The organism is Staphylococcus sp. 11007852 (assembly GCF_011394325.1).
GTDB classification, from domain to species: Bacteria; Bacillota; Bacilli; order Staphylococcales; family Staphylococcaceae; genus Staphylococcus; species Staphylococcus agnetis.
Genome location: NZ_JAANBJ010000029.1, coordinates 40,641 through 60,213 on the forward strand (window position 1 = coordinate 40,641; position 19,573 = coordinate 60,213).

A 19,573-nucleotide genomic window follows, 5' to 3' on the forward strand; every position below is an offset into this window, starting at 1 on the left:
CATGAAAGTATGCTGTAGTGTTCCATGACTAACTCGCGCTAAACCTGTTTTATATCCCGTGAGTGATAGATTACTACTTCCTATTTAAGGGACAACGTTTTTATTTCTCAGCGCGTATGAACTTGAATCATTTATAGTGCAAATGACTCATTTTTTCTATTATCACATATTAATTCCTTTTAAAAAACGCCGTATAAACGCTTATTTTTAGTTAAAGACATTTTTAAAATATCTTTAAAAAATAAAAATTTTGAATCTATTGAATTCCCTAAATATTCTGCTATACTGATTTATGCGTTACTCGTCTGTTTTAAAACAGAAATAAAATATCATATCAAATAGCCGTGCGATTCATATTGTACACATTTTGACCATATTTATACATTATTCGAGTAACTATTAAAATATACTATTGTAAACAAATGGGGGAATTACATGAAGAAATACGATTTTCTTCCGAATAGACAAAATCGGTACGCAGTTCGAAAATTCACTGTAGGTACTGCTTCTATTCTATTGGGGACATTTTTATTAATGGGATCGAATGAAGAGGCAAAAGCGGCTGAAAGTACTGCGAGTACCGCACCAAATACCACGTCTTCTACATCGTCTCCAACAACGAGTTCTACATCGACAAACACGACATCAACCACAAATCAATCAAATTCAAATCCTACAACGCTACCAGACACATCAATGTCTACTGCCAATGCGACAGATACTTCCACATCAACGGCCACTGCTTCTACAGTAAGTTCTACAAATACCTCAACATCAACGACAACGACAGCTCCAGCAACATCAAGTACGACGACAGACACTTCCACTTCAGCATCTTCGCCAAATACAAATACAACAGTAACAGACACGACACATACGACAACATCAAATTCGAACACTTCACCACAAAGCACCTCGACAACGGCTGAAACGACACCGACATTACGTTCTTTTAGTTTAATGACCGCTTCTCCTACTGTCACGACTTTAGCCGCAACATCGGGAGCAAACGTAAATCAATTAGTCACTGTAACAAACCCTAAAATTTCTAAAACAACCATCGACCCAAACCAAAGTGGTAATTTCCGCTTAACTGCAGATTATGTCGTCAATGGAAAAGTAAACGGAGGGGACTATTTTACAATTCAAATGCCCACTTACGCTAATCTCAATGGAGAATTAGATTTCTCAGCATCTAACAATCAATTTCCGATTGATTTGTACTCTCCTGCAGGTTATGTCATTGCGAATGGTGTCTATGATACCAATACCAAAACATTGACTTATACGTTTACAGATTGGGTGAATGACAAAGAAAACATTTCCGGAACCTTTAACTTAGCACAATTTGCCGATCGTAAAACCGCACAAAAATCAGGCACGTATCCATTGGACTATAATTTAGCTGGAGAACCTTTCTCTACATCCATTACTTACACATACGACAATCATGATTATGGGGTCTATCCATCTTCTGTCGATACGATGATTACCCGTGTAGATGGAACAGAAAAAAACAACACGTTTACAGAAGTTATTTACGTAAACCCTAAAAATGTAGACTTAAGCGCTGCACGGTTAATTATGGGGAAAGATACACCTAATAGTAATGCCTTAATTGATTACAACACTACCAACTTTCACATTTATCAAGTGCCTGATCCAAGTGTGTTAACAGACAGTTACTATTTTAATCCTGCAGGCTATCAAGATTTAGCTCCAGAATTTTATCAAAACGGCTGGATTTATACGAATCTTGACGGTAACTTAGAAATCGATTTTGGTGCAATCCGCACACCTTTTGTTGTGGTGATGGACGCTCATTTTGATCCTAACCACAGCAATGATTTATCAACAAGAGCCACACTCATTGCGACAGATCAAAAGAACTATACCTCAAATTATAATTTTGATAATGGCTTTTTGGTCGAAACGAGCTCTGGTACCGGTGATGGCACGGTAAAAACGTATCGTTTAGGAGACTATGTCTGGAATGATGCGAATCAAAACGGCATTCAAGATGAAGGTGAAGACCCGATTGAAGACGTCGTCGTAACACTTAGAAACAGCAACGGTGATGTTGTAAAAACAGGTGTGACAGACAATTACGGAAACTACTTATTTACTGGTTTGCCGAATGGTACCTATACAATTGAATTTGTTCCTCCAGAAGGATATCTTCCTACAGCGGTGGGGTCAGGTACGGATAGAACGATTGATTCCAATGGTGAGATTGTAGACGTAACAATCAACGGAGCGGATAATTTTACGATTGACTCTGGCTTTTATCAACCTACTCCTGAACCAACGCCAGTCCCTGCTACGTATGAGCTCGGTGACTATGTCTGGAATGATTCCAATAAGGACGGAATTCAAAATTCCAATGAAGTCGGGATTGCCGGTGTCAAAGTTACATTAACTAAGCCCGATGGTTCTACTGTGACAACGACAACGAATGCGTCTGGGAAATATGTCTTTACCGGCCTTGAAAACGGCACATATACGGTAACGTTTACTACACCAGCGGGATTTGAACCGACCAAAATAAATATCGGCGATAGTCGTTTAGATTCTAACGGTTTATCAACGACCGCAACCATTAACAACAACGACAATTATTCTGTGGACTCTGGATTCTATCAACCTACTGTCGAACCGACACCCGTACCCGCTACGTACGAACTCGGCGACTATGTCTGGAATGATTCCAATAAGGACGGAATCCAAAATTCCAATGAAGTCGGGATTTCTGGCGTCACAGTCACATTAACCAAACCCGATGGTTCAACGGTTACCACAACGACGGATGCCACTGGGAAATATGTGTTTAAAGGACTTCAAAATGGCACGTATACGGTGACGTTTAAGACACCGGCAGGATTTGAGCCGACCGCAACGCATGTTGGTGATTATCGTCTTGATTCTGATGGTTTATCTACTACTGCTATAATTCAAAACGCAGACAATTTCACCATCGATTCAGGGTTTTATCAACCTACAAGCACGCCAGCACCCGTGCCTGCCACATACGAGATTGGGGATTACGTTTGGAATGACTCCAATAAAGACGGAATTCAAAATTCCAATGAAGTCGGGATTTCTGGCGTCACGGTGACATTAACCAAACCCGATGGTTCGACAGCAACGACGACGACCGACGCGTCTGGAAGATATGTTTTTACAGGACTTCAAAACGGTGACTACACAGTGACCTTTACGACACCAACAGGGTTCGAACCGACCGCAACCCATGTTGGCGATACACATTTAGACTCTGATGGCTTATCAACAACTGTAAAAATCAATAATGCAGACAATTTCACCATCGATTCGGGATTTTATCGCCCAACCGTTGAACCGACACCTGTGCCTGCCACATATAAATTAGGCGATTACGTTTGGAATGACTCTAACAACGATGGTATCCAAAACTCCAATGAAGTCGGTATCGCTGGCGTTGTCGTCACACTCACAAAACCTGATGGTACGACAGAAACGACAACGACCGACGCGTCTGGGAAATATGTCTTTACAGATTTACAAAACGGCGAATACACGGTGACTTTTACCACACCACAAGGCTATGTACCAACACGTATTAACGTTGGTGACGATCGCTTAGATTCAGACGGCTTGTCTACAACTGTCGTTATCAACAATGCAGATAATTTATCGATTGATTCAGGCTTCCATCAACCTGTCACAAACCCTATCCCTTCTGCAAGTAAACACAACTTAGGGGACTATGTTTGGAATGATAGTAATCGAGATGGTATACAAAATTCGAACGAACACGGCATTGCTGGCGTTACTGTAACATTGACAAAACCAGATGGTACAACAGAAACAACAACGACCGATGCATCTGGGAAATATTTATTTACTGGCTTAGATAACGGTGAGTATACTGTGACCTTTACCACACCACATGGATTAGAACCAACGTTAACTAATGTCGGTGACGACCGCTTAGATTCCAATGGCTTATCGACAACCGCAACTATCGATAATGCGGATAACTTATCGATTGATTCCGGATTCTATCAACCTGTTGCGGAACCGACACCCGTGCCTGCGACATACAAATTAGGAGATTACGTCTGGAACGATTCTAACAATGATGGCATTCAAAATTCGAATGAAGTGGGTATTGCAGGCGTGATTGTGACATTAACCAAACCTGATGGTTCAACGGTAACAACCACAACCGATGCTTCTGGAAAATATGTCTTTAACGGTCTGGAAAATGGCGAATACACCGTCACTTTTACCACACCACAAGGCTATGTGCCAACAGCAATTAATGTCGGCGATGAGCGTTTAGATTCCAATGGCGTTTCAACGACAGCTATTATAGATAATGCCGACAACGTCACAATCGATTCCGGGTTCCACAAACCTGTGACACCACCGACACCCGTGCCTGCCACGTATGCGTTAGGCGATTACGTATGGAACGATACGAATAAAGACGGCATTCAAAATTCAAATGAACATGGCATTGCCGGCGTCACTGTAACACTAACGAAACCGAACGGCTCGACGGTAACAACGACGACCGATGCCTCTGGAAAATACGTCTTTAACGGTCTAGAAAATGGTGACTATACGATCACCTTTACGACACCAGCAGGTTATGAACCGACAAAAATTAATGTCGGTGATGATCGTTTGGACTCTAATGGATTATCCACAACAGCCACAATCAATAACGCTGACAACATGTCCGTTGATTCCGGATTCTATCAACCCGCTTCACAACCAACACCGGTACCTGCGACTTATGAACTCGGGGATTACGTGTGGAATGATACGAATAAAGATGGCATCCAAAATTCTAATGAACATGGCATTGCCGGCGTCACTGTAACACTGACAAAACCAGATGGCTCGACAGAAACGACGACAACCGACGCTTCTGGTAAATATGTTTTCAAAGGTTTAGAAAATGGTGACTATACAATTACCTTTACGACACCAGATGGCTATGTCCCAACTCAAATCAACATCGGGGACAACCGTTTAGATTCGAATGGGGTCTCTACAACCGCAACAATTCATGATAATGACAACTACACTGTAGATTCTGGCTTTTATCAACCAACGACAGAACCGACACCGGTGCCTGCCACTTATGAACTTGGGGACTATGTTTGGAACGATTCTAATAAAGACGGTATCCAAAATTCTAATGAACATGGTATTGTTGGCGTCACTGTGACACTCACAAAACCAGATGGCACGACAGAAACAACGACAACCGACGCCTCTGGCAAATATGTTTTCAAAGGATTGGAAAATGGAGAATACACCGTTACCTTTACGACACCTCAAGGTTATGAACCGACACAATCCCATGTCGGAAATCACTACTTAGATTCAAACGGTGTTTCTACAAAAGCAACGATTAATGACGGGGATAACTTCACCATCGATTCTGGTTTTTACCAACCGACAATAGAACCGACACCGGTGCCTGCCACTTATGAACTCGGGGACTATGTTTGGGACGATTCTAATAAAGACGGCATCCAAAATTCTAATGAACACGGTATTGCCGGCGTCACTGTAACACTCACAAAACCTGATGGCTCGACAGAAACAACGACGACTGACGCTTCTGGCAAGTATGTTTTCAAAGGATTGGAAAATGGGGTATACACCGTTACCTTTACGACACCAAACGGCTATAAACCGACGCAATCTCATGTGGGCGACCACCAATTAGATTCAGATGGTTTAACTTCGAAAGTCATGATTAATAATAGCGATAACTTTACTGTCGACTCTGGATTCTATCAACCAACGGTAACTCCAACACCAGTGCCTGCCACTTATGAACTCGGGGATTACGTGTGGAATGATACGAATAAAGACGGCATCCAAAATTCTAATGAACATGGCATTGCCGGCGTCACTATAACACTGACAAAACCTGATGGCTCAACAGAAACAACGACGACTGACGCTTCTGGTAAGTATGTTTTCAAAGGTTTGGAAAATGGGGAATACACCGTTACCTTTACGACACCAAACGGCTATAAACCGACACACACTCATGTGGGCGATCACCAATTAGATTCAGATGGTTTAACTTCGAAAGTCATGATTAATAATAGCGATAACTTTACTGTCGACTCTGGATTCTATCAACCAACGGTAACTCCGAAGCCAACGCCGGAACCAACACCGGAACCGACACCGGAGCCAACACCGAAGCCAACGCCAGAACCAACACCAGAACCGACACCGGAACCGACACCAGAACCAACTCCGGAACCAACTCCGGAACCAACACCTGAGCCAACGCCTGAACCGACACCAGAACCAACACCGGAGCCAACACCGGAGCCAACGCTAGAACCAACACCTGAACCAACGCCAGAACCAACACCTGAACCAACACCTGAGCCGACACCAGCACCAACACCAGAACCAACACCAGAATCAACACCTGAGCCGACACCAGCTCCGGAATCTACGCCAAAATCGTCAGTGGTGCCAAACGTCACACACACTACGTCACAAGCAGTTTCTAGCGAACACAAACATACCACAACGCATAAAACAACATTACCTGATACTGGCCATAAAGACATGAACAGTGGTCTTATAGGTACATTACTTGCCGGACTTGGGGCACTCTTCTTATTCAGAAGAAACAAACGTACGCCTAAAGACTTGCGCAAATAAAAGACACATCCCTTAAGTGAAATACACTTAGGGGATGTTTTTTACTTCTACCACCACCTCCCCCACTAGATGCCTACTTTCTTAAAAGATTCAACATCTACCTCACCAAACACGTCATTCACATGCTACTTGATTTAGAACATCATTTTAAATACATGACCGGCCTAGACAACACACTGAAAACATTGATAAGGCAGTATTTTGTCTTTTCTAATTTTAATTCCTGGAAAAGATACTCCTTTAGTAGTAATTACGCACTAAAGCAGTCATATTTATAACATAATTAATAAACGTTAAAGTTAAGTTAAGCAATATTTAATTTTAACGTTTAACTTTCAGGTCTATAATAAGTTTGATTGTTAGTATTACGTAATCACCGATAATCAATTACTTTGGGAAATAGAAAAAAAGGAGCAATGAACATGAAATTATCTACGATTGCTAAAACAAGTTTAGCATTAGGAATTTTAACAACAGGAGTAATGACAACATACGCTCAATCAGCAGATGCAGCAGTACAGAACGTAGGAGTCCAAATAGTTTCTAAAGAGGCCCAAATCTTACACGATTATTATAGTAAAACATTTTGGGATTTACGAAATGTTAATGGTGAAAGAGAAGGTAACGTTGTTAAGGTTATTGATAAGTCTCAACTTACAGAAGTAAAATTATTAGGTCCTGAACAAAATATAATAAAAGATAAAGAATCATCTCAACTTGACGTTTTTGTAGTGAGAGAAGGAAACGGCAAACAAGCACCAACTCTTTCAATAAATGGAATCACTAAAACTAATAAAAATCAATATTATGACTATAATGCTAATCCACCAGTTACATTAACTAAGAAAAATGACAATACTATTTATCAAGAAAGCTTAGGAAGATTTGAAACAAACAAAGAACAAATTACACTCAAAGAAATCGATTTTAGATTGAGACAAAAATTAGTTAAAGAAAAAGATTTATATAAAAGTAGTGTTAGTAACGGTAAAATAGTTGTCAAGATGAAAGAAAAAGGAATTAAAAACGATTATTATACTTTTGAATTAAATAAAAAACTTCAAGAAGATCGTATGGGTGTTGTTATAAATCCAAAAGATATTAAAGAAATTTCAATTGATATTTAATAAAAATAAATTTTAGGAGTTTATGATGAGAGAGAATTTTAAGCTACGTAAAAAGAAAGTCGGCTTGGTTTCGGTTGCCATCGCTGCGATGTATATGACTATGCAAGGACAGGCGGAAGCTTCTGAAAATACGGCTGAAGTCCCTCAGCCAACAAGCATTCAAAATATTGAGGACAAACAAGTTGAACCTAAACGTCAACTTGTAACTGAATCACCAACAAATCCAGTTGTTGAACCTACTGAAGCGGTAGAGGCAAAACAAACAGATACAAAAGAGAACGTACAGGAGAACTACGTTAAATTAGATAAAGTAACGCCTGGTGATACTAAAATCACGGGAAAAACGTTACCTAATCAAATCGTTTCATTAACTATTGATGGCAAAAGTTTAGGTTCTGTTGAAGGCGGAGATGGCGGTTTTGCAGAATCTAATGAAAACGGCGAATTTACTTTTGATTTGAATGACAGAAACATTGTATATAATCAAAAGGTTGATGTGATTTCATCAAATTTAAATTTTGATATTGAATCTGAAGAAGGTTCAGAAGAAGCTATGCTAGAAGAAGAAGGTGCAGAGGCGACAGATACGACAACAACAGGTCGTTACGATAAAGCCTATGCGATTCCTACGAAACAATTAGAGAAACAAAATGGTCATCACCAAGTACTCATAGAACCGATTCTTAAAGATTCTGGCATTATTAAAGGCCACACATCTGTGAAAGGTCGTGTAGCTCTTGCTATTAATAATAAGTTTATTAATTTAGGTTACGATGATTTTGACAAAAACACACCATTAGCGCAGGCAAAAGCACGTAACGAAGGTATTTGGAAATTCATTGATGATAAAGGGTATTTTGAATTTGATTTCAAACGTACACCTTTTGAAAGTCATCAAATCAACAAAGATGACTTAATCTCGATTACATTCAAACCAGATGATGAGGAAGAAGCACTCATTCCTTTAATTTTCAACCTTAAAGCCAGTGACTTTGCAAATGTTGCTACTGCTACAACATCATATTCCCCTAATGATGTAAAAAAAGTCGCAACGTTAAACAATGGCGCATCTGATTTAGAAGTTGAAGATATTCATGGTTTTGTGTATGAAAGCGATCGTGGCATCGACAAACCTGTCGATAGCAGTCAAGGTACAAGAGAAATCAAAGGTAAAACAAAGTTTGCCAATGCAGTGGTTAATATTCATTCAAGCCTAGGTGAAGGTAATGAATTTCCTGATTTACAAGTAAATGAAAAAGGTGAATTTTCATTTAATGCTTCAGAAGTCGGAATCCGTTTAAATAATGGCGAAAAACTTCATTTCACAGTTGTTGATCCATTAACGGGTGCGATTTTAAGCAACCTTGTCACAAAAGAAATTACAGTAGCTGAAACGGAAGAAGAGAAAAAAGAACGAACGTTGAATGAGTTACTAGATATTACCCCTGCGTATTACCGTCTTGTAGGTGATGAAATTAGAGGTTACGACATTCATGGTAACGTGCTTGATTATTTCAATGCCAATGACAAGGAAGAAATTGCACGTCATTTTAAAAGCCTTGGAATAGATCAACCTAATTTTAAACTATTACCAGGATGGCCAACAGAAACAAAGTCAGCAACAATGACTGATTCTAAACCGGCTCTATCTGTTGCGGCAAACACAACAGCGATGCCTAAAGTAAGCGTACAGGCGCCATCTGAGGTTAAATCCGTGACATCACCTGAAGCATCATTAGAAACGCGTTCGGAGACAACACCTAAGACAAAGACAGAACCAACAACTAAAGCAAAGTCAGCATCTCGTCCGAATACTGCATCTCAACTAAGTACAACAGCTGAAACGACACCAGCGTCACAAACTATCCCTGTAACGACACTCGGTGTAGCTTCAATGAATCAAACAATGATGCAATCATCAAGCGCCCCAACTCCGGTATCAACTAACGTTGTATCACATGCTAAAACAACACAAGCGAAAGCTTTACCTGAAACAGGTTACGAAAAAACACATGCTGGATTGCTTGGTACATTTTTATTAGGACTCGGTGCATTGTTCCTATTAGGTAGAAAACGTAAATCAAATTAATTGATGCATTTTAATTCAAAATAATCAACACAATATATTAAGCGTGATTTCTTAAATTCCCAACAATGTCCCTATTGTTGGGAATTTGAGGTAACACGTCATTAAAAAGATGACTTTACTTTTAAACCCAACACATCACCCACCCAAAAGTATAGACGTTAAAGTCACCCCAAATGAGATTAAAGACATATTGAAAAATGTGAAATAGAGTTTAGGAGTTTATAATGAGAGAGAAATTCAAATTACGTAAAATGAAAGTCGGCTTGGTCTCAATCGCCATGACCGCGATGTATATTACCATGCAAGGTCAGGCGGAAGCTTCTGAACATGTTTCTGATGTAAGCCAGTCAACAAATTATAGTAGTGACCAAAGACGCGTTGTATTGAGCCCCCAACAAACAACTGAAGGTCACACAAATACACACGTTCAAACCACTGAACAAACAAATGAAAAACAAACCGTTGTGAAAAAAGAAACACCTAAAAATTTCGTGGAACTAAATGAAATAAAACCAGGTGACAATCAGATAACAGGTAGAACATTGCCTAATCAAACAATTTTACTAAATATTGATAAAAAGAGCGTAGATTCCGTAGAAGGTGACCTCGTAAAATCTGATAGCAATGGGAATTTCACTTATAATTTAAACGATAGAAAAATCGTTTATAATCAAGAAGTAGAAATAACATCGTCAAATTTCAACTTAGAGCTAGATATTGAGTCTGAAAATGAAGAAAACGCTATGGAAGAAGAGAGTAATGACTTAAGTAAAAGTGTTAAAACCGGTCGTTACGATAAGGCCTATTCGGTTCCCACTAGACAATTAGAAAGAAATAAAGGCCATCACCAAATTTTTGTAGAACCTATTCTTAAAGACTCTGGCATTATTAAAGGACACACGTCTGTAAAAGGCCGTGTCGCACTCGCAATTAATAATAAGTTTGTTAATTTAAGTGATAGTAGCGAATATGAAAAAGCCATGTCAAATGCTGATGCTAAATCTCGTGTTGATGGCATTTGGAAACATATCAATGATAAAGGCTACTTTGAGTTTGATTTTAAACGCAAACCATTAGAAAACTTTAATTTAAAAGATAATGATTTAGTATCTATCACTTTTAAGCCAAATGATGAAGATGAAGCGATAATTCCGTTGATTTTCAATGTAAAGGCAAGTCATTTCGATAGTATCACATCTGCTATTACTTCATATAACCCAAATAATGTAAAAAAAGTTTTTGTGCTTAATACGATTGCGGATGACTTACAAGTGGATAATATACATGGTTATGATTATGTAAGTAACCATGGTATTGATAAACCGGTTGAAGGAAGTAAAGGCACTAAAACAATTACTGGAAAAACAAAATTTGCGAATGCGGTTGTCAATGTGACATCTAGTCTTGGAGAAGGCAACGAATTCCCAGATTTACAAGTTGGTGAAGATGGTAAGTTTTCATTTAACGCATCTGGTGCAGGATTCCGTTTGAATAATGGAGAAAAACTACATTTTGTCGTTGTAGATCCATTGTCTGGTAAAGTTTTAAGTAAGCTCGTGACGAAAGAAATTAAAGTCGCAGAAACTGAAGCACAAAGAAAAGAACGCGAATTTGATGAATTAATTGAAGTTACCCCTGCTTATTTCAAATTAGCAGGTAACGAAATAAGAGGCTATGATATTCATGGTTATATCCTCACATATTTCAATGCATATGATAAAAAAGAATTAGAACGCCATATTTATAAAAAAGGTCAATAATGATTTAACAACAGCTTTATCGCTTTGATAAAAACGCTAATTTATCATTTCGATAAGCTGTTTTTTATGCCTAATTTATGGGGATATTTCCCAATTTTATGATTAAAGATTATTTAGTATTAAAGGAGTTATAGATATGAAATTATCTACAATCGCTAAAGCCAGTTTAGCATTAAGTATATTCACAACAGGTGTCGCTACAACAAATACACAAGCTGTAGAGGCTGCCTCTTACTACTACGGAGGACCATCTTATTCAAATTCATTTTACAAAAATATTTCCAATGATGCTCAAAGTTTGTATACATACTACTCAAAGCACAGTTTTGATTTTAGATATCAGAAAGGTTATGGAGATGGGAAAGTCGTTGAGGTTGAAGATTCTCGTTCACACCAATTTAATGAGATTTCGTTAGTTGGACAAAACAGAAGTCAATTTTATCAAAATCAACTTAGCAATATTGATGTATTCGTTGTGAATGAAGGCTACGGCTATCAAGCTACCAATTATTCTGTTGGTGGTATTACGAAATCAAATAGCCGTTACTATCCAGGTCCTGTTGTAAGTCCACGATTAACAATTAATCATGGTGGTCACATTTCTCACGTCAACTTTAATATTTACAAAGAAGAAATCTCGCTCAAACAAATTGATTTCAAAATTAGACATCAGTTAATTAAACATTATGGACTTTATCAAAATGGCAAAAAATCAGGAAGTATCATTATAAATATGAATGATAATTCTTCACATCATATTGACCTAAATTCTAAATTGCCTGCTGAAAAAATGGGTAATGTGATCGATTCAAGAAATATTAAAGACATTAAAATCGAGATGAAACACTATTAATGCGTGTGATTTTCATATGTCCCTTTTAACATAAATTGAATTAAAATAAACAGCTTAACAGATCATTTTATGAAATGTTCTGTTAAGCTGTTTTTGATTTAATGTAAAAATTTTTTCTACAAACGTGAGAACACAAGGGGCTCTAAAGATAGACAATTATATAATTATTAATTTCAATTAAATTTTGAATCCCGAATTATATAATCAATTGAACTTTCAGAATATTTTGCTATACTAAGTAATGCGTTGTCCATTTTATTGTTTTTAAATAAAATATTGTATCGCTTTATGGCGCAATTTTATGCGTTGTTACAGTATGTTGGACAACAAAAACTTATATCATATGGAGGATTTTTATGGAGAACCAAAATTTCTTACCAAATAAGCAAAACAAGTACGCCATTCGTAAGTATACGGTGGGTACGGCATCGATTTTATTAGGTTCGATTTTATTAATGGGTCATCATGAGGAGGTTAAAGCAGCGGAAAGTACACCAACATCAACGCCTGATACGTCGTCAACATCTCAAAACACATCGTCTAATACGACGTCTTCTCCAAGTACAATCGCATCACCTACAACGAATACGACTGAAACGCCAAAGACGGCGACGGCCACAACTCCTAATTCGACTTCTAATGCGACTACTTCTACGTCTACTTCTGAGACATCGCCTTCTACAAATACCTCTACTTCTGAGTCATCAACTTCTACTAATCCAACTGCGGTAAAAGACACGACAACTTCTTCTGATCAATCCACACAACCTACAACGCCTCAGTCTAAACCGAGTACGGATAGTCAAACATCAACGTCTTCGAATACTACTTCTACTGATAATAAAACGACTACGAATTCAAATACAACATCTACCGCTAATAAAACTGCGCCTACATCAACGTCAGAGTCAACCTCTCAAGCGTCTACATCAGACTTGCAATCAACAGCTAATTCTACATCAACTAGTGCAGCTACTAAAACGACAGTATCATCAACCGTTGATAATACTGCACCATTAAGTGCTGTTACACCAAATTCAACGACTGGCATTACATCCTCTGTTCAATCTAAGCCTACAAATACAGTCACAGCACAAGGTGCAAATCCAGCCACTGTGTCTAATACAAATACGGATAATACTTCTTTATACGCATTATTGAAAGAATCTTCTGATAATAAAGATGCGAATACTGTAACGACTACATCTGAAACGACACCGACATTACGTTCCATTAGCACTTCTGCACAACCTACACGCATCTCAAGAGCTACAGCTACAGGCACAAACGTGAATGATTTAGTCACAGTTTCAAATGCATCAATCTCTCAAGATGCGATAGACCCTAACCAAAGCGGGAACTTCCGATTAAAAGCAGATTATGCGGTGAATGGTAAAGTTAAAAGTGGTGATTACTTTACACTTCAAATGCCAACATATGCCAATGTAGATGGCGAGCTTGACTATTCGGCAGATAATAATCAATTCCCTATAGATTTGTATTCCCCATCAGGCTATGTGGTCGCAAATGGCGTTTATGACACTACAACGAAAACATTAACGTATACATTTACAGATTGGGTGAATGATAAAGAAAATATCTCAGGTAGCTTTGACTTAAGTCAATTCGCTGATCGTACAACGGCTCAAAAAGCTGGTACGTATACATTAAATTACAATTTAGCAGGTGAAACGTATACTACACCAATCACCTATAACTATGATCGCCATGATTACGGCTTAGATCCCGCTTCAGTCGATTCGTTAATTACAAGTGTGGACGCGACAGGCAAAACCAATGATTTCTCAGAAGTCGTTTACGTAAATCCACAAGATAAAAACTTGAGTTCAGCACAGTTAATACTTGCCCCGAAAGACGCGAATAGTAATGCGATTATCGATTTAAACACGACGAATTTGCATATTTATAAAGTGCCAGATCCGAGTCAACTTACTGATAGTTATGATTTTAATGCGGCAGAATATCAAGATTTAGCTCAAAACTTCTATCAAAATGGCAGTATTTACACAAATGCGAACGGTCAATTAGAAATAAATTTTGGTGCCATCGACGGTCCTTATGTTGTCGTTATGGATTCTAAATTTGATCCTACTCTTGGATCTGAGTTAACGACAAGAGCTACCCTTAATGCGACAGACTATTATGGGAAATCATCAAGTTTCTATTTCGATAATGGCTTTACTGTTGAAACAAGTACCGGTTCTGGTGATGGTACGGCACAAACATATCGTTTAGGCGACTATGTATGGGAAGATGCGAATCAAAATGGTGTTCAAGACGCAGGTGAAACCCCTATTCCAAATGTCGTCGTAACTTTAAAAGATAGTCAGGGAACTATACTTGATACTGCAGTCACAGATGAATACGGTAACTATTTATTCTCTGGTTTGCCTAATGGAGATTATACGGTAGAGTTTGTAACACCAGATGGCTATACACCAACCGTGGTTAATGCAGGTGGTAATGATGCGACGGATTCTGACGGCGGTACAGTACCTGTGACGATTAATGGCGCGGATAACCTTACAATTGACTCTGGATTTTATAAGCCAGCACCAGAACCAACGCCTGTCCCTGCCAAATATAATTTAGGTGACTATGTATGGAATGACTCGAACCATGATGGTATTCAAAATTCGAATGAAGTCGGTATTGAGGGTGTTGTTGTCACACTTACTAAACCGGATGGATCGATTGTTACTACGACGACAAATGCTTCTGGTAAGTATGTATTTAATGACCTTGAAAATGGTGATTACACTGTTACATTTACGACTCCGGATGGCTTTGAGCCAACGCTCACTAATGTCGGCGATAACCGTCTAGATTCAAATGGTATTACAACAACTGCGTCAATTAATAATGCAGATAATATGACAGTTGATTCTGGGTTCTTCAAACCAACTATTAACCCGACACCTGTCCCTGCCAAATATAATTTAGGTGACTATGTATGGAATGACTCGAACCATGATGGTATTCAAAATTCGAATGAAGTCGGTATTGAGGGCGTTGTTGTCACACTTACTAAACCGGATGGATCAATTGTTACTACGACGACAGATGCTTCTGGTAAGTATGTATTTAATGACCTTGAAAATGGTGATTACACTGTTACATTTACGACACCAGATGGCTTTGAGCCAACGCTTACTAATGTCGGCGATAACCGTCTAGATTCAAATGGTATTACAACAACTGCGTCAATTAATAATGCAGATAATATGACAGTTGATTCTGGGTTCTATCAACCGACACCTGAGCCGAATCCGAACCCAACACCAGAACCAACTCCGGAACCTAAACCTAATCCAACTCCGGAGCCTAACCCTAATCCAACTCCGGAACCTAACCCTAATCCAACTCCGGAGCCTAACCCTAATCCAACTCCGGAGCCTAACCCTAACCCAACTCCGGAACCTAAACCTAATCCAACTCCGGAGCCTAACCCTAATCCAACTCCGGAGCCTAACCCTAACCCAGCTCCGGAACCGAATCCGAACCCAACACCAGGATCTACATCCGTACACACGACATCGAAACAACCAACGCCTATGCCAACTCATGCATCAACAATATCTAGCTCACAAGAAAAATCAGGTAAGTCTAATGCATTACCTGATACAGGTAAAGAAACGACACATACTGGTATAATTGGAACATTATTCGCAGCCCTTGGAACACTTTTCATTTTTGGAAGACGTAAGCGTTCTAATATAAAATAATAAACGTTTATAGGTGGGCACCTCGGTGCCCACCTTTCATATGTGTCGATATTGTTACAACAATTTTTTTGCATAGTCAACTAAATTTAATAACCGAAAAATTGATGTTTTAGTTTTTATTTTTTAAATAATATCGCCCTAATGTCTACAACTGCCGTTATAACAACTTTTTAGATGCCTATTTTATCTTTAAACAAGTCTTTATTTTTTGTTTTTTTATATAAAGATTATGCAAATACATAATCTATTAACTTCTCACCCCCTATCGCCCCTCTTATAAAACCCCGTCTATCCTTCGTCCTATGCGCGTTGTCTATATATGTCTTAATATTTTAGAAACTTAAATAATTTATTAGATATTATAAATCTTAAAAATTGATTGTATTTTTACAATCGTTTGATATACTGATTTAAGCGTTGCTCATTTGTTTAAATATATTAATTATGTTTTATACATCATTTATATCCTTTAATTTTATATAGCTTAAAATCATATCGACTGCACAATGAGCAATATACTTAATTTTTATTTACGAACTACGGGGGAATAACATGAAAAAATTAGATTTTTTACCGAACACACAAAACAAATATGGAATTCGAAAGTTTACAGTGGGAACAGCTTCAATTTTATTAGGAACATTATTATTGATTGGGACAAATAATGATGTTAAAGCAGCAGAAGTTACTGCGACAGCAACAAATACAACATCTACTACATCAGATACAGCTTCATCTCAGCCTTCTGATACTGCGTCAGTAGCGACATCTGAATCATCAACACCTACAGCGACAACATCTACTACTGATGCGACAACATCAAATACAAATGTTACAGATTCTACAAACACATCCAATTCACCAACTGAAAATACTACTGCGACATCTGATAACACTACAACGCATACAACAGATGCCACAACAAATACTGCATCAAGCAATACAGTAACACCTGATAGCATAATGTCTGAAACTACACCGTCAACAGATAGTACACCTGTTACAACGGACAATGCATCACCTGTTGACACATCAGTATCATCAACCAATGATACAACGACAGTGTCAACACAACCCGAAACAGTGAATACAATAACAGCTGAAAGTACAGCAGCCCCATCACTAGACAGTACGACTGCAGATACGTCTAACAACAGTCCTAATACTATTGCGACAACAGCAGAAACAACACCGACGTTACGTTCAATAAGTTTGACGTCTCAACCTACGACAACCACTTTTGCGACTGCAACTGGCACGGGTACAAATGTGAATAATTTAGTCACAGTCACAAATCCAACAATTTCTAAAACAGCCATTGATCCAAACCAAAGCGGTAATTTCCGTTTAACGGCAAATTATACAGTTGATGGTAAAGTTCAAGGTGGCTATTATTTTACAATTGAAATGCCCACATATGCCAATGTAAATGGTGAACTTGATTTCTCTGCTAGCAACAACCAATTTCCTATCAATCTTTACTCTCCAGCAGGTTATGTAGTCGCTAATGGCGTATACGATACTATAACGAAAACGTTAACGTATACATTTACAGATTGGGTAAACGATAAAGAAAACATTTCAGGTCGTTTTAACCTTGCCCAATTTGCGGATCGTAAAACAGCGCTCAACTCAGGTACATATGACTTAAGCTATAACTTAGCGGATGAAACTTACAACACACAAATTACGTATAATTACGACAAACATGATTATGGGATTTATCCTGCATCCGTCGATACGATGATTACAAGTGTGGATGGAACTGAAACAACAAACACATTTAAAGAAACGATTTATGTCAACCCAAAAGATGTCGATTTAAGTAATGCGCGTTTGATTTTAGGTACAGATACACCTAATAGTAACGCCATTATTAATTACGATACGACAAAGTTACACATTTATCGTGTATCAGATCCTAACCAATTAACAGATAGTTATTACTTTGATCCAACTGGATATCCTGATTTAGCACAAAGTTTTTATGACTCTAATCGAATTTATATGAATTCTGATGGTAAATTAGAAGTTAACTTTGGTGGTATGGATACACCATATGTAGTCATGATGGAATCAAAATTCAATCCTAATCACAGTAATGATTTATCTACACGTGCTACACTTATCGCCACTGATTTAAATAACTATACTGCCGAGTATTATTTTGACAATGGCTTTTTAGTGGAAACAAGTTCTGGATCTGGTGATGGTGTTGCTAAAACGTATAGTCTTGGTGACTACGTTTGGGAAGACTCAAACCAAAACGGGATTCAAGATGCTGGTGAAACGCCGATTCCTGGTGTAGTTGTTACTCTAAGAGACAGCAATGGGTATGTCGTGAAAACAGGCGTAACCGATAAATATGGTAACTATTTATTTTCTGGATTAAATAATGGTTCGTATACCGTAGACTTTGTCACACCTGATGGCTATGTTCCAACTGCTGAAAAAGTAGGAACGGATACGACTGACGATTCAGATGGCACAAGTGTTCCAGTGACCATTGATGACGCAGATAATTTCACAATTGATTCTGGTTTTTATAAACCAACACCTGAACCAACGCCTGTCCCTGCAACCTATAATCTTGGGGATTATGTGTGGAATGACTCTAACAAAGATGGTATTCAAAACTCGAATGAAGTCGGTATTGAGGGTGTTGTTGTTACACTTACTAAACCGGATGGATCGATTGTTACAACGACGACAGATGCTTCTGGTAAGTATGTATTTAATGACCTTGAAAATGGTGATTACACTGTCACATTTACGACACCTCAAGGATTTGAACCAACACTGACAAATGTTGGAGATAGCCAATTAGATTCTGATGGATTGACGACTAAAGTAACGATTAACAACGCTGACAATATGTCGGTTGACTCTGGTTTCTATCAGCCAACGGTTGAACCAACACCTGTACCAGCGACATACAATTTAGGCGACTATGTATGGAATGACTCGAACCATGATGGTATTCAAAACTCGAATGAATTTGGTATTGAGGGCGTTACTGTCACACTTACGAAACCAGACGGGTCTACTGTGACAACAACAACGGATGCCTCAGGTAAATATGTATTTACAAATCTTGAAAATGGTGATTACACTATTACATTTACAACACCTAATGGCTTTGAACCAACACTGACAAATGTAGGTGATGCGCACTTAGATTCAAACGGCCTCACGACATCGGCCACTATCAACAATGCGGATAATATGACGGTCGATTCGGGGTTCTATCAACCGACACCTGAGCCGACCCCGGAACCAACACCTGAACCAACGCCGGAACCAAC

The 19,573-nt window shown here is 38.5% G+C and carries 7 protein-coding genes and 2 pseudogenes; 8 read left to right on the plus strand and 1 reads right to left on the minus strand.

Annotated elements, in window-relative coordinates; genetic code table 11:
- Positions 1-435: 435 nt before the first annotated feature.
- Positions 436-513, plus strand: a pseudogene (locus G8Y85_RS12535) (YSIRK-type signal peptide-containing protein); the annotation flags it as partial.
- Positions 514-656: 143 nt separating this feature from the next.
- Here G8Y85_RS12535 and G8Y85_RS12400 read toward each other — a convergent pair.
- Complete coding sequence (locus G8Y85_RS12400) at positions 657-983, minus strand: hypothetical protein (protein ID WP_246864161.1); 327 nt, start codon at positions 981-983, stop codon at positions 657-659.
- Between G8Y85_RS12400 and G8Y85_RS09180 the strand changes: the two are divergent.
- From G8Y85_RS09180 to G8Y85_RS09210, 7 genes and pseudogenes are all read left to right on the plus strand, one after another.
- Positions 961-6,657: pseudogene (locus G8Y85_RS09180) on the plus strand (SdrD B-like domain-containing protein); the annotation flags it as partial. The gene G8Y85_RS12400 and the pseudogene G8Y85_RS09180 sit on opposite strands and share 23 nt — an antisense overlap.
- 458 nt (positions 6,658-7,115) lie before the next feature.
- On the plus strand, positions 7,116-7,820 hold the full coding sequence (locus G8Y85_RS09185) for an exotoxin beta-grasp domain-containing protein (RefSeq protein WP_107368450.1): 705 nt from the start codon (positions 7,116-7,118) through the stop codon (positions 7,818-7,820).
- 25 nt (positions 7,821-7,845) lie between these two features.
- Positions 7,846-9,909 (plus strand): LPXTG cell wall anchor domain-containing protein, encoded by a 2,064-nt coding sequence (locus G8Y85_RS09190; protein WP_107368451.1) that lies wholly within the window; start codon positions 7,846-7,848, stop codon positions 9,907-9,909.
- Between the two features lie 224 nt (positions 9,910-10,133).
- Positions 10,134-11,669 carry an Ig-like domain-containing protein gene (locus tag G8Y85_RS09195; RefSeq protein WP_107368452.1) on the plus strand — a complete coding sequence of 512 codons (1,536 nt, stop codon included), beginning with the start codon at positions 10,134-10,136 and terminating at the stop codon, positions 11,667-11,669.
- 136 nt (positions 11,670-11,805) lie between these two features.
- Complete coding sequence (locus G8Y85_RS09200) at positions 11,806-12,522, plus strand: exotoxin beta-grasp domain-containing protein (protein ID WP_060552108.1); 717 nt, start codon at positions 11,806-11,808, stop codon at positions 12,520-12,522.
- A gap of 356 nt (positions 12,523-12,878) precedes the next feature.
- Complete coding sequence (locus tag G8Y85_RS09205; RefSeq protein WP_107368453.1) at positions 12,879-16,268, plus strand: SdrD B-like domain-containing protein; 3,390 nt, start codon at positions 12,879-12,881, stop codon at positions 16,266-16,268.
- Positions 16,269-16,820: 552 nt separating this feature from the next.
- The coding region (locus G8Y85_RS09210; RefSeq protein ID WP_165805736.1) for an SdrD B-like domain-containing protein at positions 16,821-19,573 on the plus strand (2,753 nt) is incomplete at its 3' end.

Coding starts and splice junctions, on each gene's coding strand:
- G8Y85_RS09205 (WP_107368453.1), top strand. CDS start 12,879: ATGGAGAACCAAAATTTCTTACCAAATAAGCAAAACAAGTACGCCATT.
- G8Y85_RS09195 (WP_107368452.1), top strand. CDS start 10,134: ATGAGAGAGAAATTCAAATTACGTAAAATGAAAGTCGGCTTGGTCTCA.
- G8Y85_RS09185 (WP_107368450.1), top strand. CDS start 7,116: ATGAAATTATCTACGATTGCTAAAACAAGTTTAGCATTAGGAATTTTA.
- G8Y85_RS09190 (WP_107368451.1), top strand. CDS start 7,846: ATGAGAGAGAATTTTAAGCTACGTAAAAAGAAAGTCGGCTTGGTTTCG.
- G8Y85_RS09200 (WP_060552108.1), top strand. CDS start 11,806: ATGAAATTATCTACAATCGCTAAAGCCAGTTTAGCATTAAGTATATTC.